Source organism: Lysobacterales bacterium (assembly GCA_016721845.1).
Taxonomy (GTDB): Bacteria; Pseudomonadota; Gammaproteobacteria; order Xanthomonadales; family Ahniellaceae; genus JADKHK01.
Map to the genome: position 1 here is coordinate 129,897 of JADKHK010000007.1, position 24,231 is coordinate 154,127.

Sequence of the window (24,231 nt, forward strand, 5' to 3'; positions counted from 1 at the left end):
GAGAACGCCATGACGCTCGCGAGCCAATTGCTCGGCAACACCCGCTCGGCCGTGCTGGCCGCGATGCTGCTGCGCCCGCAGGCACGATTTCACGTGCGCGAACTGGCGCGATTGCTGGATATTTCTCCGGGCACCCTGCACCGGGAACTGAAAACGCTGACCGAGCTCGGATTGCTGACGCGACAGGAAAGCGGTCGACAGGTCTACTTCACCGCGAACCGCGCTCATCCCATCGCCCATGAGCTTTCCGGTCTGTTGCGCAAGACCAGCGGCGTCGTCGACGTGCTGCGCGCCGCCCTGCAGCCCTTGGCCAGTGGTATCGATGCTGCCTTCGTCTATGGCTCGATGGCTGCCGGTACCGAACACGAGCGCAGCGACATCGATCTCATGGTCATCGGTGGCGTCCGATTCCGCGACGTCGTGTCAGTCCTGCACGACGCACAGCCGGCGACCGGGCGCGAGATCAATCCTTCGGTCATGGACGGCGAGTCGTTTCGGCGCAAGCGCGCATCCGGAGATCCGTTCGTCTCGACCGTCTGGCAGTCACCGAAACTCTGGGTGATCGGGGGCGCGAATGAGCTTGGATAATCTGGTGATAATCGGCCGGCTCAAGGTCCATGTCGCGGCGCAGGAGGAAATCTCGCGCTTGCTGGCGGCCGCCGAGCGCAATTTGCGCGACGCGAAGGCCGAGACCATCAGCGACGAGACCCGTTTCGATGCTGCGTACAAGGCCGTCATGCAGTGTGCGCTTGCGGGGCTGGCCGCCGCCGGATTCCGACCGGCCACCGATGCGCCCGGCCACCACCAGACCATGGTGCAATCGTTGCCGCTGACACTCGGTGTCGATCGGGTCACCATGGTCGTGCTCGACGCGCTCCGCAAGAAGCGCAACATCAATGACTATTCCGGCGACTTGATGGATCCCGAGTCCTTGCGGCAATGCCTCGTGGAGGCGGAAGCCCTGCTGGCGTGTGCGCGCGCTCGACTCCTCGGCGCTTGAGCGTGTGAACAGCCAATACCGCACCATGTCGGAACCAGGCAGCGTGCCGATCAAACTGTGGACACGAGGCGTGCCGGTCGAGGACGAGGCGTTGCGGCAGGTGCAGCAGGTGGCGCGCTTGCCGGTGGTGTGGCCGCATGTCGCGGTGATGCCGGACGTGCATGTCGGGATCGGTGCGACGGTCGGGTCGGTGGTGCCGACGCGGGATGCGATCATTCCGGCGGCGGTCGGTGTCGACATCGGTTGCGGCATGATCGCGGCGCGCACCTCGCTGCATGCCAACGATTTGCCGGATTCGCTGGCGGGTGTGCGCAGCGCGATCGAGCAGGCCGTGCCGCATGGCCGTACGACAGCACGCGGCAGTCGCGACAAGGGTGCATGGAACGATCCGCCGAAGGCCGCGGAACTGGCATGGTCCGGGTTGGTGCGCGACTTCGAGCGTCTGTGCGAGTTGCATCCGCGATTCACGAAGACGAACAATCTGCACCATCTCGGCACGCTCGGGACCGGCAATCATTTCGTCGAACTCTGCCTCGATGAATCCGATCAGGTCTGGGTGATGCTGCACTCGGGTTCGCGCGGCGTCGGCAACGCGATCGGTACGCACTTCATCGAACTCGCCCAGGCGGACATGCGCGCTCACATCGCCAACCTGCCGCATCGTGATCTCGCCTACTTCCAGGAAGGATCGAAGCATTTCGACGACTACGTGTTCGCGGTCGACTGGGCGCAGCGCTTCGCCATGGAGAACCGCGCGATCATGATGGGCAATACGCTTGCCACGCTGGCGGAGGCGATCAAGAAGCCGTTCACGCTGACCGAGGAAGCGGTGAATTGCCATCACAACTACGTACAGCGCGAAACCCATTTCGGCGAGCGCCTGTTCGTGACCCGCAAGGGTGCGGTGAGCGCGCAGCAGGGCCAGCTCGGCATCATCCCGGGATCGATGGGCGCGAAGAGTTTCATTGTCCGCGGGCTCGGCAATGAAGACGCGTTGTGTTCGTGCTCGCACGGTGCCGGCCGGGTGATGAGCCGGACCAGGGCCAAGCAACTGATCACGCTGGACGATCACGTGAAGGCCACCGCACACGTGGAGTGCCGCAAGGATGCCGAGGTGATTGACGAATCGCCGGCCGCGTACAAGTCGATCGATGCGGTCATGGCGGCGCAGCGCGACCTGGTGGAGGTCGTGCATACGTTGCGGCAGGTGGTGTGTGTGAAGGGCTAGGAGCATCGCGGGGCGGAGCCCGCTCCCACAAGAGCGGGAGCATCACGCGGGTTACACGCGGCGTGCATAGAGTGCCCCGCGTGTGATCGGAGGTGAGCCATGACGCTGCGACTGTTGTTACTGGGATGCATGCTTGGATTGACCGGCGCGGCCCATGCGGCCCTGCCCAACGAACCCGTCGAACGCATTGATCTCGGGCGCTATCTCGGCACCTGGCACGAGGTGGCGCGTATGCCGAATCGATACCAGGAGGACTGCGTCTCCGGCACGACCGCGACCTATCTGCGCGGTGAGGACGGCGAGATCGTGGTGCGCAATGCCTGCACGACCGGCGACGGCGAGCGCATCAGTGTCGACGGTGTCGCGCGCGAAGTCGTCTCGGGCAGCGGCAACCTGCAGGTGCGCTTCGCGCCGCGCTGGCTCGCGTGGTTGCCGGTCTGGGCCGACTATTGGGTGCTCGACCTCGATCCCGACTATCGCTGGGCCGTGGTCGGTGGGCCGACGCGCAAGTTCCTGTGGGTGCTGGCCCGCGATCCGCAACTCGACCCGGACGTCTTCGACGGCATCAAGGCACGTGCCGCGGCCCGCGGTTATGCGGTCGAGCGCTTGTGGGTGGCTGACACGCTGCGCAATGCGCCGGAGCAGCGTGTCGCGCAGGGACGCTGATCAGCGTTCGACGATCGCCACGACGCCCATGCCGCCGGCGGTGCAGACCGAGATCAGCGCGCGACCGCCGCCTTTCTCGTCAAGCAGCTTGGCCGCGGTCGCGACGATGCGCGCGCCGGTGGCCGCGAAAGGGTGGCCGAACGCGAGGCTCGATCCGACCACGTTCAACTTCGCCCGATCGATTTCGCCGAGCGGCTTCGCCAGACCGAGGCGCTTGCTGCAGTACTCGGCCGATTCCCAGGCCTTCAGCGTGCACAGCACCTGGGCCGCGAAGGCTTCGTGGATCTCGTAGAAGTCGAAGTCCTGCAGCGTCAAACCCGTCGCCTTGAGCATGTCCGCGACGGCCACGGTCGGTGCCATCAGCAGGCCTTCGCCGGCGACGAAATCGACCGCGGCGACACGCGAATGGGTGAGGTAGGCGAGTGGCTTCAGGCCGCGTTCCTGGGCCCAGGCTTCCGAGCCGAGCAGCACCGCGCTGGCGCCATCGGTCAGCGGCGTCGAATTGCCGGCGGTCAGGGTGCCCTTGCCCGAGCTGCGATCGAAGGCGGGCTTCAGCGTCGCGAGTTTCTCGACCGTGGTGTCGGCGCGCAGGATGTTGTCGCGCTCCAGCCCGCGGAACGGCACCACCAGATCCTTGAAGAAGCCGCGCTCATACGCGGCCGCCGCCTTGCGATGCGATTCGTAGGCGAGCTGGTCCTGGGCTTCGCGCGCGATGCCCCATTCCTTGGCCATCATTTCGCAGTGGTCGCCCATGGCCTTGCCGGTACGCGGTTCGGCCACGCCCGGAAAACCCGGCTTCAGTTCGGCGGGCGAGAATCCTTTCAGCGCCGCGCTGACGCGTTGCCCGAAGGTCTTGGCGCGATTGATGTTGAGCAGGCGGCGTCGCAGTTTCTCGCCGACCACGATCGGCACGTCCGAGGTGGTGTCGGAGCCGCCGGCGATGCCGGCCTCGATCTGGCCGAGCGCGATCTTGTTGCCGATGTGGATGCTGGTGTCGAGGCTGGTGCCGCAGGCGCGCTGCATGGTGATGCCGGGCGTCAGCGGCGACAGGCCGGAGGACAGCGCGACTTCGCGGCCGATGTTCCAGTCCGAGGAATGCTTGAGCACCGCGCCGAGCGCGACTTCGCCGAGCTGCACGCCGCTGAGGTTGAACTTCTCGACCAGCGACCCGACCGCCTTGATCGACATGCCGACATTGCCGAGGTCGAAATAGGCGGTGTTGTTGCGGCAGAACGGAATGCGCGAACCACCGAGGATGGCGACGCGGCGGGCTTGGCTCATGACGAACTCCGGATCAGGGAGTCCCGACCCTAGCAAAGCTGCGTGGAGCGGTCACGCCGACTGCTGGTCTTCGAGGTCAAGCTCTGTGTCCGCCGACCGCGCGGACAGGAAGAAGGCGTCGGCATAGGCCCAGAAATGCCAGGCGGCCGGCACGGTGCGCAACATCCAATCGAGGTGTGCAGCCGCAAACGCCATTGCCGCCTCGCGATCGGTCACCTGCAGGGGTTCGCGGATGCGCAGCTTGCGCCGGCCGGTCGCGGGATCGAGCCAGACCGCGAAGAACACGATCGGCACCTGGGCCTTCTCGGCGAGCTTGATCATGCCGCTCGGCAACTGCGCATCGCGATCGAGCAGGCGCACCGGCATCTCGCCGCCGACGCCGGGCACGTCGATCGAGGTCAGCAGGCCGGTGCCGGCCTGCAGGGCGCGCAGCATCGGGCGCGGACCGTCGCCGATGTAGACCAGGTCATGCGCGCCGGTCCGGATCACTTCGGCATTGCGCAGCAGGGCGTACCGGTGCAGCAGGGTTTGTCCGGCAAAACTGTCCGGATCGGTGCGCACCGAGAGGCCGGCAAAGCGGCGACCGCTGCGGCGCAGCGAACGCAGCGCCCAGAACCCTGCGCCCCAATGGAAGGACAGCGTGATCAGCGCACCATCACCCGTCGGCCAGTTGCCCTCGATGTCGAAGTGGCGATCGAGATAGCGGTCGCTGCGCCACTTCAGCAGGAACAGGTCGACCTGGTCGACGAGGTGGTACAGGCGCTGCTCGACGGCGAATCGCTGCGGATCGTCCACGACGCCGTAGCGCTGCGCGATGGCGACGGTGGCATCGACACGCTCGCGGAAAAACCACGGCCAGCGTGCCAGCCGCCGCGCGATGCGGAAGCCGATGGACCAGGGCAAGGCAGCGATCAGGGCCGGCACCAGCCAGCGTTCCACCAGCACGCGCAGTTCGCGGCGCAGGCGGTTCTTGCGGGAATCGATCATCGATGAATCCTATCAAAGCGCGGCGAAATCTCCTGCGACCGCTAAACTGCGCGGCTGATCGATCGGAGTCCGTCATGTCCGTTGCCCTGAGTTCCTGCCCCGCCGTGCTGGCCGTCGAGCTGGTGCCCGAGGGCGCGCCGACCGCGCTGAGCCTGCCGCTCGAATCGGCGCACCTGCTCGGTGACGCGATCGCGAACGACCTCGCGCGCCTGCTGCCGGGGATCGAGACGATGGGACTCGCGGTGGCTGCGGCACTGTATGACCAGGCCCAGATCCTGCGCCCGGGCTGGCCGATCCACGGTGAACTGATGCGCATGCACCAGCAGGCGCAACGTGGCGGCTGGATGCCGGCGATCACCAGCTTCGGTGCCTCGGCCGGGCGCATGGCCGCACCGGTGCTGGAACCCGACCTGCGCCTGATCGGCAGCCCGCTGTTGCTGGTGCCGTTCACGCTGGTCGGGCATCACCACGATGCTCAGCAGATCGGTGCGCTGATGGAGCGCGACTTCGAGGACAAGGGGCTGGCCGACTCGGCCACCTCGCTGTTCCTCAACGAAGCCTTCTCGATCCGTAGCGAACATGCGCGCTATCTGACCTGCAACGACCTCTGCGCGCTGGCCGCGATGCAGTACGAGCACGCCGGTTTCGCACCGATCTGGTCGATCATCGAGTGCGCCTTGCTGTCGCCGCAACGGGATGAACGCGTCGAACTGGATGGCGATGTCCAAGTGGACTATCGCGGCGGCCACGTCGCCGTTCGCGGGGATGCCGCATCGCTGCCGTTCCGGCAGGCCGCCGCGATCCTGGCCGCGCACGGTCTGCCGGCCAATCCGAACTGATCAGTCGGCGCTGACCGTCCGCGTCTTCGCCCAGTCGCGCAACTGCTGCACCGGCTCGGCCATCAGCACCGACAGCGGTCGCGTTGCCTTCAGCTCGGCGACGACATGGCGTTGCTGCAGCGGCACGCCATCGGCGTGCGCGGCATACAGGGCCGAGACCACCGCCTGCTCGATCTCGGCACCGGAAAAGCCGGCGCTGTGCTCGACCAGCCGGTCCAGCTCGAACTCGGCCCAGTCCAGCTTGCGCTTGTCGAAATGGACGCGAAAGATCGCATCGCGCGAGGCGGTGTCGGGCAGGTCGATGAAGAAGATCTCGTCGAAGCGACCCTTGCGCAGCAATTCCGGCGGCAGTCGCGAGACATCGTTTGCGGTCGCGACCAGGAACACCGGCTGCTTGCGTTCGGCCATCCAGGTCAGCAGGGCACCGAGCACGCGCCGCGACACGCCGTCGTCGCTGTCCGAGGTCGCGAGGCCCTTCTCGATCTCGTCGCACCACAACACGCAGGGCGACAGCGCTTCGGCATTCTTCAGCGACTCGCGCAGGTTGCGCTCGGTTTCACCGTGGTACTTGTTGTACAGCGCGCCGAAATCGAGGCGCACCAGCGGCACGCCGAAGGAGCCGGCGATGGCTTTCGCGGCCAGGCTCTTGCCGCAGCCCTGCACGCCGAGCAGCAACAGGCCCTTGGGCGGGTCCAGCCCGGCCACCTTGTTCTCGCCGAGGAAGATCGCGCGGCGCTGCTCGACCCACTGCTTCAGGCGCGCCAGGCCGGCGACATCGGCGAAGGCCGCGGTTTCGTATTCGAAATGCAGCACGCCGTCGCGGTTCAGCAACTCGAACTTGAGCTTGGCCAGTTCCGGCAAGTCGGCCATGCCGACCGCGCCGTCGCGGAACACCAGATGGCGGGCGATGCGGCGCGCATCCGGCAGTTTCAACCCCAGCAGGTTGCGGACGATGGTCTTGAACGCGACCGGGTCGATCTCGACGCGCTTGCCGCCATGTTCGCGTGAATACAGGAAGGCTTCGTCGCGGACGAGCTTGCCGAGCGCCGACTCGTCCGGCAGCTTCAGCGGCACCCTTACCGTATGCGACTCGATCTCCTTCGGGATCTCGATGCCGACGCCGATCAGCACCAGGGTATGCGCTGCGGCGTTCGTGCGTTCGACGATCTCGCGCAGGAAGCGCATCGTCATCGGGTAGCGCAGATAGCCATGGAAATCGCACAGCAGGAAGATCGCGCGTTCCTTCTGCTCCTTGATGAACTGCAGCGTCGCCGTGGCCTCGACGGCACCGAGCGGCGGTTCATCGAGGGTCATGTCCAGGCGCTGCAGGCCGTCGGTCAGGCTCCACTTGTACAGCGGCCGCCAGACCTTGCCGATGACATGGCGGAAGCTCTCGACGACACGCGCTTCTTCGGCGGTATCGATGGCGATGACCGGGTGACCGGCACGAATCAGGCTGGCGAGATTGTCGAGGTCGGGCATGGTCGGACGGGCAAGGCAAGGCCGCTACTGTGTCCGGAAACGGCTGTTTTGTCGAAGGTCGGCTGCGCCTGAATGGCGGTGCGGCGCATCACGGTGCCGGCGCGCCCGAGCTGTATGCTTGGGCGGTCCGTTGTCCGGAGAAACCCGATGAAGCATTTCACCCGCGTGCTGTGGCTCGCGACCCTGAATATTCCGTTGCTGGTGGCGGCCGCCGAGTTGCCGAGCCGGCGCTACCAGCTCGCGCTCGATCCCGCGGCCCAGTCCGTGCAGACGCCGGCCTTGAATGCCGAGAAGGCGCTGGCCGAGGATGCGCTCGCCGACAAGGGCGCGCCGCTGCGCTACGCGATCATGCACAAGGCGGCGGTGAACCTGGCCGATCGCAGCAAGTTCGCGGTCGGGCGCTGGAGCGACGTCGATGCCGACACGCGGTTGTGGCGCACCCGCATCGATGCCCCCGGCGCGGTCTCGATCGATCTGGCACTGAAGCCCTTCCATCTGCCCGAAGGTGCCGAAGTCTGGTTGAGTGATGCCGCCGGCCAGCGCGTGCGCGGTCCCTACACGGCGGCCGACAATCCGAAGTCCGGCGAGTTCTGGACGCCCTACGTGCCCGGCGATGTCGCCTACCTCGAAGTGCTGGTGCCGAAGCGCGCGCACGACGAGTTGCAGCTCGGCATCCTGAGCGTGCAGCAGGCCTATCGTTCGATCGAGAGCGGCGATTCGCCGTTCGCGAAGTCGGGTAGCTGCAATGTCGATACGGTCTGCCCCGAAGGCAACAATTACCGCGACCAGATCAATGCGGTGGCGCGCTATTCGGTCAGTGGCGGCCTCTGCACCGGACAACTGGTGAACAACGCGGCGCAGGACAACAAGCGCTATTTCATGACCGCGAACCATTGCGTCAGCAGCCAGAGCGATGCGAACTCGGTGGTGGCCTACTGGAAGTACGAGAATCCGACCTGCCGCACGCCGGGCAGCAGCGAGAGCGGGACGCCGATCAGCGCGGCAGGCAATTCGATCAGCCAGACCGGTGGCGCCGTGTTGCGTGCTACCTATGCGGTGGCGGACACCACCTTGCTGGAACTCAACACCACCGTGCCGACCGCCGCGAATGCGTTCTGGCTGGGCTGGGACCGGACCGAGAACCCGGTGGCGTCGGGGGTGTCGATCCATCATCCGCAGGGTGATGAAAAACGCATCAGCTTCGAGAACCAGGCGCTGGTGATTTCCGACAACACCCCGTCCGGCGTGCCCGGCGACAAGCATTGGCAGATCAGTGATTGGGATCTCGGCACGACCGAGCCCGGTTCCTCCGGTTCGGTGCTGATGAATCCGCAGAAGCGCCTGATCGGCGTGTTGTCGGGCGGCGGTGCCGCCTGCGGCAACAACCAGCCCGACTACTACGGTCGTCTCAGCGTCGCCTGGGAAGGCGGCGGCAGCGCGGCGTCGCGGGTGAAGGACTGGCTCGATCCCGGCAACAGCGGCGCCACCGCGATCGACGGCAAGGCGACCTGCGCCAAACCGACGCTGGCCCTGAGCCTGGAGGCGAACGCACGCGCCGGTACCGCGGCGCTGATGAGCGTGCAGATCGCCGGTGGCACCGGTCCCTACGCAGTCGAATGGGACATCGACGGCGATGGCGACATCGATCGCCGCACGGCCGGCGTCGCCAGCACCACGTCGATCCAACCGGTCTATCCGAACAAGCGCAGCACGACCGTATCGGTGAATGTCATCGATGCGACCGGATGCAGTGCGGTGGCGTCGCAGGTTTACTCGTTGCGCGGCCCGCAACTCGCGGCCACGGCCAATGGCGATGCCAGCCAGAGCTGCGGCGATGGCGACTCCAACATCGAGCCCGGCGAAATCTGGAATGTGCCGGTGCGCATCAGCAACGCCGGCGACGACGTGATCGGCGATGGCTTTGCCGTGTTCACCGGCGGTACCGCGGTCGGGGCCGGTGGAGGCAGCAGCACTGGTGCCAGCGACAACTTCGGGTATCGCGCCCTGGCCAGTGCCACGTCGGCCAGTTGTCGCTACCAGCCGGTCGACATGAGCGGCGCCAGCGCCCTCACGCCGGTCATCGGCCCGCACGTCACCAATGCGCCGGCGAGCGACGAAGGTTATGTCGCCGGACTGAGCGTCGGCGGGGCGTCGCCGTTCCGGTTCTATGACCGCGACATCACCAGCCTGATGATGTCGACCAATGGCTATCTGTCGACCAATGCCGCCGATGGTGGCGACGACTACACGGCCGCCTGCGGGGTCGACGACCATGCCGACGTCACCGATGGCCGCGTGCAGGTGCTGCACGACGATCTCGTGATCCAGTCCGGCGGCAGCCTCAAGCACCAGCATTTCGGCACCTGCCCGCGCGCTTCCGATGCCGGCAGCGCCAGTCAGGGTTGCACCGTGTTCGAGTGGCGCAACATGGGCCGCTACGCGAGTGGCGGCAGCGCCACCGGCAACGCGGTGTTCCAGACCATCCTGTACGACCAGAGCTACGAGATCGTGCATCAGTACGTCACCGCCGATCCGACCAGTGGCAGCAATGCCTCGATCGGACTGCAGAGCCCCGACGAAAGCATCCGCTTCGACTATCAATGCGATGCCCCGAATGCAGCACCGTCCGGGACCGCACTGTGCTTCTTCCATCCGACCGCCTTGCCGGCGACGCTGGCCGAAGGCGAAGTGCATGTCGTCTCGACCGCGAATGCGCTGGGTGATCTGGCAGCCGCCGGCAGCGCCAACGTGACCGTGAAGGCCTATGTCGATCCGGCGGCGCAATGTGGTTCGCGTGCGGTCGTCAGCTATCTCGGCGGCGTCGGCGACTACGCCTACAGCTTCGCGCCGACCAAGGTGCTGGATGTCGCGATGCCGAACAGCGGCAACTGCCAGGTGGCAACACAGTGCGCGGCCCAGGTGCAAAGCGTGGGAGCGCTGCCGCAACCCGGCGGCTTGTACCTGAACTTCAACCGCAGCGGCAACGGCCAGAACCTGTTCAATTACGGCAACATCCTGAGTTCCGCCTGGTTCACCGGCAAGGCCGACCGTACGCCGGTCTGGTACATCGTCAACGGCGAATGGAACCCGGGACTGGCGCAGGCGCCGGCGAGCATCCTCAAGGTCACGCGGACGTCGTCGGCGCCCTTCACGACTGCAGTAGCGACCGTCGGCTCGGCCCAGTTCACCCGTGGCGACGACGATTCGGTCTACATCAACACCTGGGAGTTCAATGGCGTCTGGGCCGCGGACAAACTGTCGCGCGCGTTCTCGCCGACCGCAGTGCCGAACCCCAACCATTCCGGCGGCTGGTTCAACTCCGGGCAGTCCGGCTGGGGCGTGGTGATCGACGAACACATCGTCAGCAACCAGGCCTCGACCGGCTTCCTCGGCTACATTTTCGACAACGCCAACGAGCCGCGCTGGGCCCTGGGCGAAGCGGTGGGCAGCAGTGGCCTGATGCTGATGAACACCTACCTCGTGCATTGCCCGTCCTGCCCGGTCTTCGAGGACTTCGGCAGCCTCCCGTTGCCGGCCGGCAACATCACCCGCAGCTACCAGTCGCAGACCACCGGGACGCTCGACACGGCCATCGTCTTCCCGGCACCCTTGAGCGGTAGCTGGACCCGAAATGCCCTGCCGATCCAGATGATCACCCCACCGCCGAGCTCGCCATGATTCGACACTGGATTGTCTTGCGTCACGCCCATGCTGAAGCACAGAGCGCCGATGGCGCCGACGTGTCACGGGAACTGTCCGAACGCGGCCGTGACGAGGCCAGGCGTGCCGCCGACGCGCTGGCGAAGATGCTCGACGGCCGCGTGCCGCGCATCCTGTCTTCGCCGGCCGCACGCGCCGAGGCGACCGCGCAGATCGTCGCCGAACGCCTGGGCGATACCGTCGGCTTCAACGCACGCATCTACGACGGCACGCCCGGCACCTTGCTCGACGTATTCAATGCCACCGAGCCGACCGAGACGGTGCTGCTGGTCGGACACAACCCAGGCGTCGAGGAACTGGTCGCCTTGCTGGTCGATGGTCGCTCGCAGGCGCATCGCGGCATGCCGACCGCCGGCATGGCGGTGATCGACGTGCCGGACGGACTGGTTGAACCCGGTCGCGGCCAGTTGCGCGCATTCTGGGCGCCCTGACCGGGCACGGATGCGCGCGCTGGTCCCAGCGTTGCTGATGTTGCTCTCCGCGCTGCCGGCGCGGGCCGGCGATGAACGCCACCATGTGCTTGATCCGGTCGCGTCGACGGTGCATTTCGAATTGCGCGCACTGGGCTGGTGGCCGGTGCGCGGCGATGCCCGGGCCGAGGGTACGGTGACGATCCGCGATGGCCTCGCCGTGATCGACGTGCGCGTGCCGCTGGCCTCGTTGCAGATGAATCGCGAGGGCTATCGCGACTGGGCGCTGTCGCCGGAGTTCTTTGCGGCCGAGGCCCACCCCGAGATCGGTTTTCGGGCCGAGGCCATCCCGCTGCTGCGACTGCGCGCCGGCGGCGAGATCAGCGGCGAACTGCGCGTGCGCGGACGCACGCGCAAGGCGCGATTCACGCTGCTGGCCAGCGACTGCGCCGAGGCGGCCGCACGTTGCCGCGTGCAGGCCGGTGGCGAGCTGTCGCGACGCGACTTCGGCATGCGCACGCGTCGCTACACGCTGGGCGATCGCATCCGCATCGATCTGGATTTGCGATTGGTGTCGCCGTGATCGCGCCGACACGAGTCCTGTGGGTGCTGCTGGCGATCTTGCTGGGCGGTTGCGCCGACCAGCGGCGGCTGATCCGAGAAGCCGAGGCGCTGGTCGAGGAAACGCGGCCGCTCGATACCACCTGCAGCCGCATCGATCGTTGTGCGATCGACTCGCCGGTGGTCGTCGATGCACGCACCCGGACCGCCGACGGCCGCCACGGTGCGATCCTGCTCAGTGACGCCGAGGCAGCCCTGGTCGCGCGCGTGCACCTGATCCGCGCGGCGCGTGAATCGATCGAGTTGCAGACCTTCATCTTCGCCGACGACGACGTCGGCCTGCTGATCCTCGGCGAATTGCTGACGGCGGCGCGGCGCGGCGTGCGCGTGCGCGTGCTCAGCGACCAGATGTTTTCGATCGAGAATCGGCGCTTCCTCGCGCGCCTCGCGCGCGAGCACGCGAACTTCGAATTCCGCCTGTACAACCCGACCTTCAACGAGGCGCGCACCGCGCCGCTGGAGTTCGCGGCCGGCATCCTCTGCTGCTTCTTCCGCTTCAACCAGCGCAGCCACAACAAGCTGCTGCTGATCGACGGCCGCTACGGCATTGTCGGCGGGCGCAACATCGAAGAGCGCTATTTCGGCTTCGGCGACGAATACAACTACTACGACCGCGACTTGCTCGTGTACGGCGCGGTCGGAGCGGCGATGCAGGCCTCGTTCGATCGCTTCTGGACGCACCCGAAGACGGTGCCGCTGGCGCAGCTGAAGGATGTCGCCAAGCGCATCGTCGAAGCCGGCCGCGATCCGCCGCCCTTGCCGGCGCCGAAGCTCGATCATGGCGACCGCCTGGTGCGCGTGCAGGCCTTGGCCGAAGATCGCGACTACCTCGGTCGCGTGCTGATCGACCATGCGCTCAGCGTGGCGGCGGTCGAGTACTTCTCCGATCCGCCGGACAAGCCGAACGTGTCCGAGCGCAGCGAACACGACGACCTGACCGCGCTGATCGGCCGCATCATCACCGGTGCCGAGCACGAGATCGTGCTGCAGACGCCCTACCTCGTGCTGTCGAAGCCGGCGCGCAAGGCGTTTCTGACCTTGCGTCGCGACCATCCCGACTTGCGCGTGCTCGTCTCGACCAACAGCCTGGCGGCGACCGATGCCTTTCCGGTCTATGCGATTTCGCACAAGCGGCGGCGCTATTACCTCGAATCGCTCGGCTTCGAGATCCACGAGTTCAAGCCCTATCCGGGCCGCAGCGAGGCCGCGATCGAGGCGAAGAAACCACCCGGTGCGCTGCGCTCGGCGCTGAAGATCCGCACCCGCAAGGCGGTGCCGTTGCGCCGCGACACCGTGCGCCGCGGCCTGCATGCCAAGGCGATCGTCGTCGACGGCGAGATCAGCCTGATCGGCTCGCACAATTTCGACCCGCGCTCTGAAGGGCTGAACAGCGAGAACGGCGTGATCGTGCGCGACGCCGGTTTCGCGGCCGAACTGAAGCGCGCGATCGGTGGCGACATCGGTCCCGACCAGAGCTGGGTGATCGCCAAGAAGCCGGACCGCGGCTTGCTCACGCCGATCAACCAGACCATCGAGGCCGTATCGGAGAAACTGCCGGTCTTCGACCTGTGGCCCTGGCGCTATGCGACCAGTTACGAATTGCGCCCGGAATGCGTGCCGTTGCCGCCGAAGCACCCGGATTTCCTCACCTGCTACGTCCGTGTCGGCGACTTCCCGGAAGTCGACCTCGCCGCCAAGGGCATCTACACGCGCATCATCACGGCGTTCGGCGTCGGCCTGTCGCCGATCCTGTAGCGCCTGCGTCCTGCAATTGACGCTGTCCTGCCCGCTGGCTAGTCTGCGGCGGATTCTTCGCGAGGGTTTGCCATGGGTTTGTCGATCAATATCGAGCTGTCGGACAGCGATCTGGACCATTTCCAGGAAGTGCTGAAGCGCGCACACGAGACCGCCGGCAGCAAGTCGTCCAGGGAAATCACCGATGCCGCCGCGGCCTTGCTGGCCGATGCCCACGCCAGCCACGCGCCGGAATTCATCACCGAGCGCCTGGCCAAGCTCGATGCCCTGATCAACATGGTGCACGATCAGGCTTGGGGCATGCCGGAAGAAGACCGCGCGCGGGTGTTGACGGCACTGACCTATTTCGCCGATCCGAAGGACGTGATCCCGGACAACGTGCCGGTGGTCGGTTATCTCGACGACGCGATCATGATCGAGCTCTGCGTCCGCGAACTGAAGCACGAGGTCGAGGCCTACAGCGACTTCTGCTCGTTCCGTACCCACGAAGCCGAAGAACGCGGGCTGGATCCGGCGACCATGGACCGCGCCGACTGGATGGAAGAGCGTCGCCAGGAGCTGCAGGAACGCATGCGTCGCCGCCGCGACCGCGACGGTTACGGCAGCGCGTCGGGCGTCGGTCTGTTCAAGTTCCGTTGAACCTCTGCGCCAGGTGATCGAACAGGGCAGCTTCGGCTGCCCTTTTCAATCGTGCGCCAACGCGGCGATGATGCAGCGCACCCGGCAACCGAACAGGCGAATCCGATGCATGGCATGCACTGGCTGGAACAGGCACTGATCCTGCTGCTGGCGGCTGCCGCGGCGGTGCCGGTATTCACGCATTTCCGGCTCGGTGCGGTGCTGGCCTATCTGTGTGCCGGTGCGGTGATCGGGCCGCATGCCCTCGGTTTCGTCGACAGCGGCGAGCAGCAGCTGGCGGTGGCTGAACTCGGCGTCGTGCTGCTGATGTTCGTGGTCGGCATGGAACTCTCGCCGGCGCGCCTGTGGCTGATGCGCCGGCTGGTGTTCGGGCTGGGCTCGCTGCAGTTCGTCGCCACCGCCCTGCTGTTCGCCTTGCTCGCCCTTGGGTTCGGACAGCGCTGGCAGATTGCGGTGATCATCGGCGGCGCGCTGGCATTGAGTTCGACCGCGATCGGCGTGCAGCTGATGGCCGAACGCAAGACCCTGAATATCCAGCGCGGACGCATGGCGCTGGCCATCCTGTTGCTGCAGGACCTCGCCGCGATCCCGGCCTTGACCCTGGTGCCCTTGCTGGCGGTCGGCGACAGTGGCGGCAGCGGCTTTTCCCTGCTCGCAGTCGGCAAGGCCCTGGGCAGTGTCGCTGCGGTGGTGTTGCTGGGCCGCTATGCCGTCCGTCCCTTGTTCCGCATCGCGGCCAAGAGCGGCAGCGTCGAGACGTTCACCGCCATGACCCTCGTGGTTGCGCTCGGCACCGCCTGGATCACCGGGTTCGCGGGACTGTCGATGGCGCTGGGTGCCTTCCTCGGCGGCATCGTGCTGGCCGATTCGGAATATCGCCACGAGGTCGAGTCGCATCTGGAGCCGTTCAAGGGCCTGCTGCTCGGCCTGTTCTTCCTGTCGGTCGGCATGGGCGTGGACTGGGCCCTGGTGTTTTCGATGCTCGGCTCGGTGCTGCTCGGGGTGGCGGTGCTGATCGCGCTCAAGGCGACCGTGATCTACCTGGTCGGTCGCCATGCCGGCGGGCTGACGGCGGCCGATGCGATCCGCATGGCCGCGGTGATTTCACAGGGCGGCGAGTTCGCTTTCGTGCTGCTGGCGCTCGGCTTCAGCGTCGGCGTGCTGCCGGCCGACGTGCGTGACCTGCTGTCGGCCAGCATCGTGCTGTCGATGGCGGCCACGCCGCTGCTGGTCATGGCCGCCGATGTCGTCGCGAAGCGCTGGGAGCCGAAAGACGAGCGACCCTACGACGAACTGCCGCAGCACGAGGCGCCACGCGTGGTCATTGCCGGATTCGGGCGCGTCGGCCAGATCGTCGGCCGCGTGCTGCGCGCCAGCCGCATCTCCTTCCTCGCGCTGGAGCACAGCGTCGAGCAGGTCGACCTGTCGCGACGATTCGGCAACATGATCTATTACGGCGATCCCGGTCGGGCCGATACCTTGCGCGCCGCGCGCGTCGACCAGGCCGACGTGTTCGTGCTGGCGATGGACGATCCGGTCGAGAGCGTGCGTGTCGCCAAACTCGTCCGGCGCATGTATCCGCACGTCCGCATCGTCGCGCGGGCGCGCAATCGCCAGCACGTGTTCGCGTTGTGGGAAGAAGACGTCAAGAACGTCGTGCGCGAGACCTACCTGTCCAGCCTGATGATGGCGCGCAACACGCTTGATGCGCTGGGCGTGGACACGGCGCGCGCCGAAGGTCGCGTCGAACGCTTCCGACAGCACGACGAATCGATGCTGCGCGCGCAATTCCAGATCCGCGACGACGAAGCGAAATTGATCCAGAACTCGCACGAGGCGCTGGCCGAGCTGCAGCAACTGTTCGAAGCCGACGAGCGCGAATCGAAGGCCGAAACCGCGCGCGCAGACTGACGATCAGGGGCAGGAGCCGTCGCCGCAGACGTTGTGGCCCATGTCGCGCGTTTGACCGATGCTGTATTGCGCGGCAGCCTCGCTGCCGTTGTTCTCGCTGAAATAGTTGCGGCCAAACGCGACTTGCGTGCCCCCATTGGCGCCGCTCAGTCCGAATCCGATGTTGCGCGCGAACAGGCAATCGGTGACGACGCTGCCATAGCCGACGATCAGGCCCGTCTCGTTCTCGGAGAAGACGCTGTCGCTGACCTGCAGCCGCGCGCCGTTGTTGAAGATGCCACAGTTGCCCTGGTTGCGGACACAACGGATGCCGCGCATCTGCACCGGCACGTTGGCGCCGGCATCGCTGACCACGAACGGCAGTCCGCCGGCATTGCCGAGGATGGTGAGGTTCTCGAACGAGGAGCCGTAGTTCAGCGAGAACGCGACGATGCCGCCGCTGCCCATGCCGACCACGGCGCCGTCGTGGATGCGCAGCAAGGTGCCGGCGCCGTTCTGGACGATGCCGCGGCCCGCGACCGCGCCGGAACATTCCAGCCCGGGGTTCAGGATGCACTGGCCACCGCCGTTGACGGTGAACCCGCCGAGGTCCAGGTCGATCCGGCTCGCGGCGATCTCGATGCCGTTGACCGCGAGACCGCCAGTGACCGTTAGGTCGGAGGTCAACCGATAGGCACCGTCATTCGCGAGCGTGACCGGAAAGCCCGGTGCATCGCCGGGAAAGCAGCCGACCGCGACGCAGGCCTGGTCGATCTCGAATTCACCTTCGCCGAAGGCCGGACCGGCCGCGACGAACAGGGCAAGCGCCAGCAGGGGGATCGGTCGCATGGTCGGGCTCCTCATTCGAATCCATCACGGAACAGGCGATCGGCGACGGCAGCGCCGCTGATCGCGTCGAGATCGGCCGGCCACCAGGCCGGATTGCCGCTGCCCAGGGCGCGCAGCAGACTGAATTGCAGGTTGATCGGGTCGAATTCGATGACGTCGTGGTCGAACGCGGTGACGCCGCCGAGGACCAGGGTGCGATCGAAGGACAGCAGCAGATGACCGTTGCCGAGCACGTGCAGGGCATCGAGATCGGCATTGCGCGGCACGCCGTTGGCGTCGCCATCGAAGGCCACGGCATTGAAACTGCTGCCGTTGAACTCGACTGCGTCCGACGCTGCGACGTAACCGAGCGGCGCCAGCGTGACCCCGCGCGTGAACGACAGCAGCAGGCGGCCGTTGCGGGTCGCGACGGCATCGACGTCGATGCCTGCAGGCAGTCCGGCGGTGCTGGCATCGAAGGCCAGCGCACAGCTGGCGTAGCGGCAGGCGACGACGTCGCCGCGCTCGGCATAGACGCCCCCGACCAGGCCGGTCTGGTCGAGCGAGAACAGCACGGTGTCGTCGTCGCGGATGTCGAGTGCGTCGAGATCGGCGCCGACCGGCAGGGTCGCCGGCACCACGAATCCGATCAGGTTGACGCCATCGTCGAGCAGATAACTGTGGTCGGGCGCGGTGGCGGTGCCGATGCGCAGCGCGATGTCCGCCGAGAACTGCAGCGGTGCGCCCGTGACGGCACCGGCGAACGCGAGGAATCCGATGGCGTGCAGGCGTCTCGACATGGCAGCCCCGACAAAGCACGCCAAGCATAGCCGAGCACGCAGCGTGGGCGTCAGTCGCGCTTCAGCAGCGCCGCCAGGTCGACATAGCCGAGCAGGATCGCGACTTCGTGCGCGGTGCGCGTAAGGCCGTCGCGACGACGCGGGTCGGCGCCGCCCTTGAGCAGGCGTTCGGCGATGTCGCGCATGCCGTGCATTGCCGCGGCATGCAGGACCGAGACGCCACGACGATCCTGGACGTCGAGGTCGGCGCCACGATTCACCAGGCGCGTGACCAGTTCGCCCAGTTCGCGGTTCGGCGAACGCGTGCCGGCCTCGGCGCGGGCGCCGAGCAGCAGCAGCAGCGGCGTCTGCCCGTCGCGGTTTGGTGCGTCGATCGGCGAGCCGGCATCAAGCAGGCGGTCGAACATGCGGAGCGATGCGATGGCATCGTCGGCCGCGAACGCGAACTGCGCCGCCGCATGCAGGGCGGTGTTGCCGATCTCGTCCTGCGCCAGCGCCGATGCGCCGCGCACCAGCAGCACCTGGACCAGATGATCGTTGCCGAGTGCGCAGGCGACCATCAGCGGCGTCGCTCCACCGGGCAGGGCCTGGTCGATGTCGACGCCATGCGCGACCAGCATCGCCACCACGCGTTCGAAGCCACGGCTCACCGCGGCGCTGAGCGGTGTCGCACCGGTGCGCGCCGAGAGACCGGCATCCGCGCCAGCGGCCAGCAGGTCGGACACAATGCCTTCGAAGCCGCCGCCAGCGGCGCGCAACAGGGCCGTGCAGCCCTGCGCGTCGCGGCCGTCGATCGGCAATCCGAGTTCGCGCAGCTTGGCCACAGCGTCGCGATCACCGGCCTGCGCCGCGGCGGGCAAGTCGGCTTCCATCAGGGCACGCCGCGGCAACTTCCAGTTCGGCCAGCGCAACAGCCTGAGTGCCTGCTCATGCCGGGCCAGCGTGGCGCGACCGAGCGGGGTTTCGCCGTCGTTCGCGCGACGCTCGGGATCGGCACCGGCGCGCAGCAAGGCCGTCAGCACGACATCGCGTCCGGCCCCGGGCAGGCGCATCAGCAGATGCAGGGCGGTCTGGCCGCTGTGGTCGGCGGCATTCGGATCGAAGCCGCGTGCCAGCAGCAGGCGCGCGGTGCCCGGCAAGGCCGCACGCAGGGCCAGATGCAGGGCCGAGGCGCCGCCGCTGATGCGGGCATGGCCGTCGGCGCCGAGGTCGATCAGGGACTGCGCGAATGCATCGAGCCCGGCGTGTGGCGCGAAGTCGTCGTCCGCGGCATTCGCGAGCAGGGGCAGCAATACGCCGGCACCTGCAGCCGAGGCGCCGGCCTCGAGCAGGACGCGCATGCAATGCACCGGCACCGGCCGCAGCCGTGCCGCCATCTGCAGGGCTTCGCTGTCGTCGAGCGGCGCTGCGACCGGATCGAATCCGTGCGCGATCAGCATCTGCAGGATCGCGACATCATCGCGTTCGAGTGCGATGCGGAACGCGCGCAGCAAGGTCTCGACCGACGGCGGTGGTTCCAGTGCCAGCAGTTCGGCGCCGATATGGGCATGCCCCTGTTGCAACGCGTCGAGCAACAGGCGTTCGCGCTCGGCATGGTCGGGCAGCGGTTCGGCCAGTTCGTCCGGCAGCGCCAAGGTCGTCGGGCACGGCGCCTTTGGATCGATCGCGGCGACCAGGTCCCAGCGCCCGCCGGCTGCGGCGATGTCGACGGCGCTGCGGCCGTCACGCATGCGCAGGTCGCGGTCGATGTCGAGTGCGAGCAGGGCCTTCACCGTATCCAGGTTGGCCTGTTTCGAGGCGCAGGCGAGGTGCAGCGCGTTGCGGCCCTGAGCGTCGGTCGCCGACGGATCGGGCTTGCGGAACACCAGGCGCGCGAGCACGCGATTGGCGCCGGCGCGGGCTGCTTCCATCAGCGGCGTGACGCCGTGGCTGTCGCGCGCATTCACGTCCGCGCCGGCCGCGACCAGCGCATCGGCGCAGTCGCCATGGCCGTGCAAGGCCGCTGCATGCAGGGCGCTGCGGCCGAGCTTGTCGGTCGCGGCGATGTCGGCCCGGGCCTTGAGCAGGCGTTTCAGGATCGCGGCACGATCCTCGTGGCCGCTGGCCGCGGCGATCAGCGCCGGCGTGCCGCGTGCGACTTCGGTCTTCGCGCCACGTTCGAGCAGCAGGCGCAGCACCGGTTCATTGCCGGCGCGCGCAGCGATCGCGAGTGCGGTCAGGCCCTCGCGGTTGACCTGGTCCGGCGGTGCCCCGGCATCGAGCAGCATCGCGCTGATCGTCGGATCTTCACTGAGCGCGGCGTGATGCAGCGGCGTGTTGCCATCGTGGTCGACCCGATCCGGGCGCGCGCCATTCGCGAGCAGGGTCATCACCGCATCGGGGCGGCCATGCAGGGAATCGCGGGTCGCCGCATGCAGGGCAGTGATGCCGTTGACGGCCAGGCTCGGATCGGCCCCGTGCGCGATCAGGGCGCGCAACAGGCCCAGGTCGGACAAGGTGGCGGCGATGCACAGCGCGCTGCGCTGGTCGCGATCGTTCGGTCCGGGCGCGGCATTGGCATCGGCTCCGGCGTCGAGCAGGGCCAGCGCCTGCGGGATCTGGCCGGCTGCCGCCGCATTCAGCAGCGCCAGGCCTTGGTCAAGCGGCGTCGTGTCGGCCGCCGCGTCGGTCGCGGGGTCACCGATCGCATCGTGTGCGCCAATGAAGACCGGTGCCGTCATCGTCGTCGCAGGCGCCGCGCCGATCTCGTCCTCGGTGACGATCAACAAGGCCGCCGTGCGCCACAGGGTCAGCACGTGCACCCAAGGCGCCAGCAGCAGCGCATACGCGATCCATCCCGGCTGGCGCCAGGCCGGCGGCAACAGCGGCGTGAATCCGGACAACGCCGCCGCGCCCAGCACGAGTGCAATCCAGCCCAGCGCGACCAGCACGCCGGCACCGAAATGGCGATCGCCCTGCTGGCCGGTGAGATGCAATGCGAACACCGTGCTGCGATCGAGCGCACGCAGCAGGCCGCGACCCTCGTAGGCGTCGTCCCAGACCAGGGCGAGGCCAGGCGCGGGCCACAGTCGCAGGGCGGCACCGATCGCGACCAGAAAGCCGCCGGACAGCACCAGCGCCAGCATCGGCGTGCGCGACTGCAGCACCTCATGCAGCGGCCAGCCGATCATGGCCAGCACGATGGCCGCGTAGAGCAGCAGTCCGCACAGCGCGACGCTGCCGCGACGGAACCACAGGCCGGGGAAGTCATCATCCAGTTCGTAGCCCAGCACCCGCGCCGCGCCCGCAGCCAGCGCCGGTTGCGCGAGCACGATCAGCAGCGTCGCCGCCCACGGCGGCACAAAGGCACCTGCGAGGATCAGCAGGATGCCGGGAACAAGGAAGCGCAGATCGGCGATCACCGGAAACACACGCGCGGCAGCAGTCATGCCGCGCAGTATATGCGCCCTCAACCTGCCAGCGCCCGCGACACGATCTCGCTGGTGTCGCGCGACAGACCGGGCACGGCGGCGAGGCGTTCGAGTTCGCTGCGCATCATCGCGGCTCGGCTCGGTTCGAGGCGCCGCCAGCCGTTGAACACGGCGGCGATACGCGCCGCGATCTGCGGATTGATCGCGTCCAGCACCGCCAGCTGCGAACCGATCAGGCGATAGCCGGCGCCGCTGGCCTCGTGGAAGCGGGCGCGATTCTGGCGCGCGAAACTGCCGAGCAGCGAACGCACCTTGTTCGGATTGCGCAGGCTGAACGCGGCATGGTCGAGCAGGGCGTGCACCCGTTCCAGCGTGCCGGGCTGCGGATTGGTCGCCTGCAGCATCAGCCACTTGTCGATCAGCAGCTGATCGTCGGCATGCCGGCGATGGAACGTTTCGGCCAGGGCCTGGGCGCCGGGCACGGCGTGGTGCATCAGTGCCGCGAGCGCGGCCAGGCGTTCGCCCATCGCGGTGGCATCGGCATACTGTTGTCGTGCGAGCGGCGCATGCGCTGCCGCGTCGGCCGCCATCAGCAGGTGCAGTGCGCGCTGACGGAAGCGCCGCGCCGACACCGGCGTCGCCGCGTAGCGACCGCGCGCGGCGTCCGCGAGGACCTCGCGCCGTGCGATCAGTGCCGCGGCCAGATGTTGTCCGATGGCCGCGCGCAGTGCCTCGCGCACCCCGTGCAGTCGGGTCGGATCGAGTGCATCGATGCGTTCGCCAAGACTGATTTCATCGGGAGGTTCCAGGCATTCCGCGACCAGCGCCGGGTCGATGTGCTCATCCGCCACCAGTTTCGCGAGTGCGTCGAGCAGCACGGCCAGCGACGGCGAAGCATCCAGCCCGCCCCGTCGATAGGCCGCGAGCAGGATGCGCTCGGCCAGCGTCTGCGCGGCATCGAAGCGGTTGAAGTCGTCGTGCTCATGCGCGATGCGAAACGCCAGCTCCGCGTCGCTGACCGCGAATTCGAGCCGCACCGGCGCCGAGAAGTCCTGCAGCAGCGACGCGACCGGGCGTGTGTCGATGTCCTCGAACACATAGTCGGCCACCGCATCGGTCAGGACCAGCACGGTCTGCTCGGCGGCCTCCGTACCCGTGCCGGCACGCCGTAGCGGATACGGCCGGCCATCGGGCGCATACAACATCATCCGCACCGGAATCGGCAGCGGCTGCTTGCTCGCCTGCCCGGGCGTCGGCGCGGTGTGCTGGGACAGGCGCAGGTGGACGCGGCGCGTCGGCGCGTCGTGGCAAAGCTCGGCCCGCAGCACCGGCGTGCCGGCTTGCGCGTACCAGAGCTTCAGCGCATCGAGATTCGCGCCGTTGGCATCGGCCATCGCGCGCAGGAAGTCGTCGCAGGTGACGGCCTGGCCATCGTGGCGATCGAAGTAGAGATCCATGCCGCGGCGGAAGCCATCGCGGCCGAGCAGGGTGCGATACAGGCGCACCACTTCCGCGCCCTTGTCGTAGACGGTCGAGGTGTAGAAATTGTTGATCTCGCTGTACGCCGCCGGCCGCACCGGATGCGCGAACGGACCGGCATCCTCGGGGAACTGCATGGTGCGCAACTGCCGCACGTCGTCGATGCGCTTGACTGCACGCGAGCCCTGGTCGGCCGAGAACTCCTGATCGCGGAATACCGTCAGGCCTTCCTTCAGCGACAGCTGGAACCAGTCGCGACAGGTGACGCGGTTGCCGGTCCAGTTGTGGAAATACTCGTGTGCGACGACCGCCTCGACATAATCGAGATCGGCGTCGGTGGCGGTTTCCGGATCGGCGACGATGGCCTTGGCGTTGAAGATGTTGAGGCCCTTGTTCTCCATCGCGCCCATGTTGAAGTCGTAGGTCGCGACGATGTTGAACACGTCGAGATCATAGGCCCGGCCGAACTGTTCCTCGTCCCAGATCATGGCCCGTTTCAGGCTGTCCATCGCATGCGCGCAGCGCTGGATGGCTTGCGCCTCGGCGTAGATGCGCAGGCGCACATCACGCCCTTCCATGGTCCGGAAATGATCCTCGATGCAGTCGAGCCGACCGGCCACGACCGCAAACAGGTAACTCGGCTTCGGCCACGGATCGATCCATTCCGCGAAGTGCCGACCTTCCGGCAGGCGTCCGGACTCGCCGGGATTGCCGTTCGCGAGCAGCACCGGGAAGCGTTCGCGGTCCGCTTCGAGACGCACCCGAAAGGTCGCCATCACGTCCGGACGATCGATGAACCAGGTGATGCGGCGAAAGCCTTCGGCTTCGCATTGCGTGGTCAGGAAGCTGCCGGAGCGATACAGGCCTTCGAGGCGCGTGTTCTTGTCCGGGCGGATGTGCACCTCGGTCTCGATCGTGCAGGGCGAAGGCGCACCGGCAATCGTCAGCGATGCCGCGTCGATGCGGTACTCGTCCGCAGTCAGCGCGCGACCATCAAGGCGCAGCATGCGCAACTGCAGGTCTTCGCCGTGCAGGCACAGGGCTTCGCCGTCGTCGCGTTCGGGATGCCGTTCGAGCTGCAGTGTCGCGAACACGCGGGTCTCGGCGAAGTCGAGTTCGAAGCGCAGCGCCACGTCGCGCACGCGCCAGGCCGGAGGCCGGTAGTCGATGAGTCGGGTCGGTTCGGTGCTCATGGG

18 protein-coding genes are annotated in these 24,231 nt (G+C 67.3%); 11 read left to right on the top strand and 7 right to left on the bottom strand.

All coding sequences use genetic code 11. The annotated features are described in order from the left end of the window. The first annotated feature begins 9 nt into the window (after positions 1–9). The 4 genes from IPP28_05095 to IPP28_05110 all read left to right on the top strand — a co-directional run bounded on the left by IPP28_05095 (position 10) and on the right by IPP28_05110 (position 2,894). On the top strand, positions 10–588 hold the full coding sequence (locus IPP28_05095; GenBank protein MBL0040422.1) for a MarR family transcriptional regulator: 579 nt from the start codon (positions 10–12) through the stop codon (positions 586–588). Continuing rightward, positions 575–1,000 carry a DNA-binding protein gene (locus IPP28_05100; GenBank protein MBL0040423.1) on the top strand — a complete coding sequence of 142 codons (426 nt, stop codon included), beginning with the start codon at positions 575–577 and terminating at the stop codon, positions 998–1,000. The genes IPP28_05095 and IPP28_05100 overlap by 14 nt, the downstream gene beginning before the upstream one ends. Positions 1,001–1,025: 25 nt before the next feature. Next, positions 1,026–2,228: an RtcB family protein gene (locus IPP28_05105; protein MBL0040424.1), complete on the top strand. Its 1,203-nt coding sequence runs from the start codon at positions 1,026–1,028 to the stop codon at positions 2,226–2,228. Positions 2,229–2,327: 99 nt separating this feature from the next. Next, positions 2,328–2,894, top strand: coding sequence for a lipocalin family protein (locus tag IPP28_05110; protein MBL0040425.1), 567 nt, complete (start codon positions 2,328–2,330; stop codon positions 2,892–2,894). On the opposite strand, the gene IPP28_05115 is transcribed toward IPP28_05110, so the two are convergent. Both IPP28_05115 and IPP28_05120 read right to left on the bottom strand, forming a co-directional pair. Then, positions 2,895–4,175 carry an acetyl-CoA C-acetyltransferase gene (locus IPP28_05115; protein MBL0040426.1) on the bottom strand — a complete coding sequence of 427 codons (1,281 nt, stop codon included), beginning with the start codon at positions 4,173–4,175 and terminating at the stop codon, positions 2,895–2,897. A 51-nt stretch (positions 4,176–4,226) separates the two neighbouring features. After that, positions 4,227–5,162 (bottom strand): hypothetical protein, encoded by a 936-nt coding sequence (locus IPP28_05120; GenBank protein ID MBL0040427.1) that lies wholly within the window; start codon positions 5,160–5,162, stop codon positions 4,227–4,229. Between the two features lie 74 nt (positions 5,163–5,236). On the opposite strand from IPP28_05120, the gene IPP28_05125 reads away from it, so the two are divergent. Beyond that, the gene (locus IPP28_05125; GenBank protein ID MBL0040428.1) at positions 5,237–6,001 is read left to right on the top strand and encodes a hypothetical protein; all 765 of its coding nucleotides are present in this window, start codon (positions 5,237–5,239) and stop codon (positions 5,999–6,001) included. On the opposite strand, the gene IPP28_05130 is transcribed toward IPP28_05125, so the two are convergent. After that, complete coding sequence (locus IPP28_05130; protein ID MBL0040429.1) at positions 6,002–7,483, bottom strand: AAA family ATPase; 1,482 nt, start codon at positions 7,481–7,483, stop codon at positions 6,002–6,004. It lies immediately after the preceding gene. A gap of 147 nt (positions 7,484–7,630) precedes the next feature. Here IPP28_05130 and IPP28_05135 point away from each other — a divergent pair, with 147 nt between their 5' ends. From IPP28_05135 to IPP28_05160, 6 genes are all read left to right on the top strand, one after another. Then, positions 7,631–11,161, top strand: a complete 3,531-nt coding sequence (locus tag IPP28_05135; protein MBL0040430.1) for a hypothetical protein — start codon at positions 7,631–7,633, stop codon at positions 11,159–11,161. Continuing rightward, positions 11,158–11,634, top strand: coding sequence for a histidine phosphatase family protein (locus IPP28_05140; protein ID MBL0040431.1), 477 nt, complete (start codon positions 11,158–11,160; stop codon positions 11,632–11,634). Before IPP28_05135 ends, IPP28_05140 begins: the two co-directional genes overlap by 4 nt. Before the next feature lie 10 nt (positions 11,635–11,644). Then, positions 11,645–12,196, top strand: a complete 552-nt coding sequence (locus tag IPP28_05145) for a YceI family protein (GenBank protein ID MBL0040432.1) — start codon at positions 11,645–11,647, stop codon at positions 12,194–12,196. Then, on the top strand, positions 12,193–13,989 hold the full coding sequence (locus IPP28_05150) for a phospholipase D family protein (protein MBL0040433.1): 1,797 nt from the start codon (positions 12,193–12,195) through the stop codon (positions 13,987–13,989). The genes IPP28_05145 and IPP28_05150 overlap by 4 nt, the downstream gene beginning before the upstream one ends. 72 nt (positions 13,990–14,061) lie before the next feature. Further along, on the top strand, positions 14,062–14,628 hold the full coding sequence (locus tag IPP28_05155; protein MBL0040434.1) for a DUF1232 domain-containing protein: 567 nt from the start codon (positions 14,062–14,064) through the stop codon (positions 14,626–14,628). Positions 14,629–14,733: 105 nt separating this feature from the next. Next, positions 14,734–16,539, top strand: a complete 1,806-nt coding sequence (locus IPP28_05160; protein ID MBL0040435.1) for a cation:proton antiporter — start codon at positions 14,734–14,736, stop codon at positions 16,537–16,539. Between the two features lie 3 nt (positions 16,540–16,542). On the opposite strand, the gene IPP28_05165 is transcribed toward IPP28_05160, so the two are convergent. From IPP28_05165 to pepN, 4 genes are read right to left on the bottom strand one after another with little or no spacing between them, the layout of a single operon-like run. Continuing rightward, entirely contained in the window at positions 16,543–17,367 is an 825-nt protein-coding gene (locus tag IPP28_05165; protein ID MBL0040436.1) for a hypothetical protein, read from the bottom strand. Between the two features lie 11 nt (positions 17,368–17,378). Next, a complete protein-coding gene (locus tag IPP28_05170) occupies positions 17,379–18,146 on the bottom strand; it encodes a hypothetical protein (GenBank protein MBL0040437.1) in 768 nt (255 codons plus the stop codon). Positions 18,147–18,196: 50 nt separating this feature from the next. Further along, entirely contained in the window at positions 18,197–21,574 is a 3,378-nt protein-coding gene (locus tag IPP28_05175) for an ankyrin repeat domain-containing protein (protein ID MBL0040438.1), read from the bottom strand. Between the two features lie 20 nt (positions 21,575–21,594). Beyond that, positions 21,595–24,228, bottom strand: coding sequence for an aminopeptidase N (pepN, locus tag IPP28_05180; GenBank protein MBL0040439.1), 2,634 nt, complete (start codon positions 24,226–24,228; stop codon positions 21,595–21,597). Positions 24,229–24,231: the final 3 nt, after the last annotated feature.

Coding starts and splice junctions, on each gene's coding strand:
- IPP28_05095 (MBL0040422.1), top strand. CDS start 10: ATGACGCTCGCGAGCCAATTGCTCGGCAACACCCGCTCGGCCGTGCTG.
- IPP28_05100 (MBL0040423.1), top strand. CDS start 575: ATGAGCTTGGATAATCTGGTGATAATCGGCCGGCTCAAGGTCCATGTC.
- IPP28_05105 (MBL0040424.1), top strand. CDS start 1,026: ATGTCGGAACCAGGCAGCGTGCCGATCAAACTGTGGACACGAGGCGTG.
- IPP28_05110 (MBL0040425.1), top strand. CDS start 2,328: ATGACGCTGCGACTGTTGTTACTGGGATGCATGCTTGGATTGACCGGC.
- IPP28_05115 (MBL0040426.1), bottom strand. CDS start 4,175: ATGAGCCAAGCCCGCCGCGTCGCCATCCTCGGTGGTTCGCGCATTCCG.
- IPP28_05120 (MBL0040427.1), bottom strand. CDS start 5,162: ATGATCGATTCCCGCAAGAACCGCCTGCGCCGCGAACTGCGCGTGCTG.
- IPP28_05125 (MBL0040428.1), top strand. CDS start 5,237: ATGTCCGTTGCCCTGAGTTCCTGCCCCGCCGTGCTGGCCGTCGAGCTG.
- IPP28_05130 (MBL0040429.1), bottom strand. CDS start 7,483: ATGCCCGACCTCGACAATCTCGCCAGCCTGATTCGTGCCGGTCACCCG.
- IPP28_05135 (MBL0040430.1), top strand. CDS start 7,631: ATGAAGCATTTCACCCGCGTGCTGTGGCTCGCGACCCTGAATATTCCG.
- IPP28_05140 (MBL0040431.1), top strand. CDS start 11,158: ATGATTCGACACTGGATTGTCTTGCGTCACGCCCATGCTGAAGCACAG.
- IPP28_05145 (MBL0040432.1), top strand. CDS start 11,645: ATGCGCGCGCTGGTCCCAGCGTTGCTGATGTTGCTCTCCGCGCTGCCG.
- IPP28_05155 (MBL0040434.1), top strand. CDS start 14,062: ATGGGTTTGTCGATCAATATCGAGCTGTCGGACAGCGATCTGGACCAT.
- IPP28_05160 (MBL0040435.1), top strand. CDS start 14,734: ATGCATGGCATGCACTGGCTGGAACAGGCACTGATCCTGCTGCTGGCG.
- IPP28_05165 (MBL0040436.1), bottom strand. CDS start 17,367: ATGCGACCGATCCCCCTGCTGGCGCTTGCCCTGTTCGTCGCGGCCGGT.
- IPP28_05170 (MBL0040437.1), bottom strand. CDS start 18,146: ATGTCGAGACGCCTGCACGCCATCGGATTCCTCGCGTTCGCCGGTGCC.
- IPP28_05175 (MBL0040438.1), bottom strand. CDS start 21,574: ATGACTGCTGCCGCGCGTGTGTTTCCGGTGATCGCCGATCTGCGCTTC.
- pepN (MBL0040439.1), bottom strand. CDS start 24,228: ATGAGCACCGAACCGACCCGACTCATCGACTACCGGCCTCCGGCCTGG.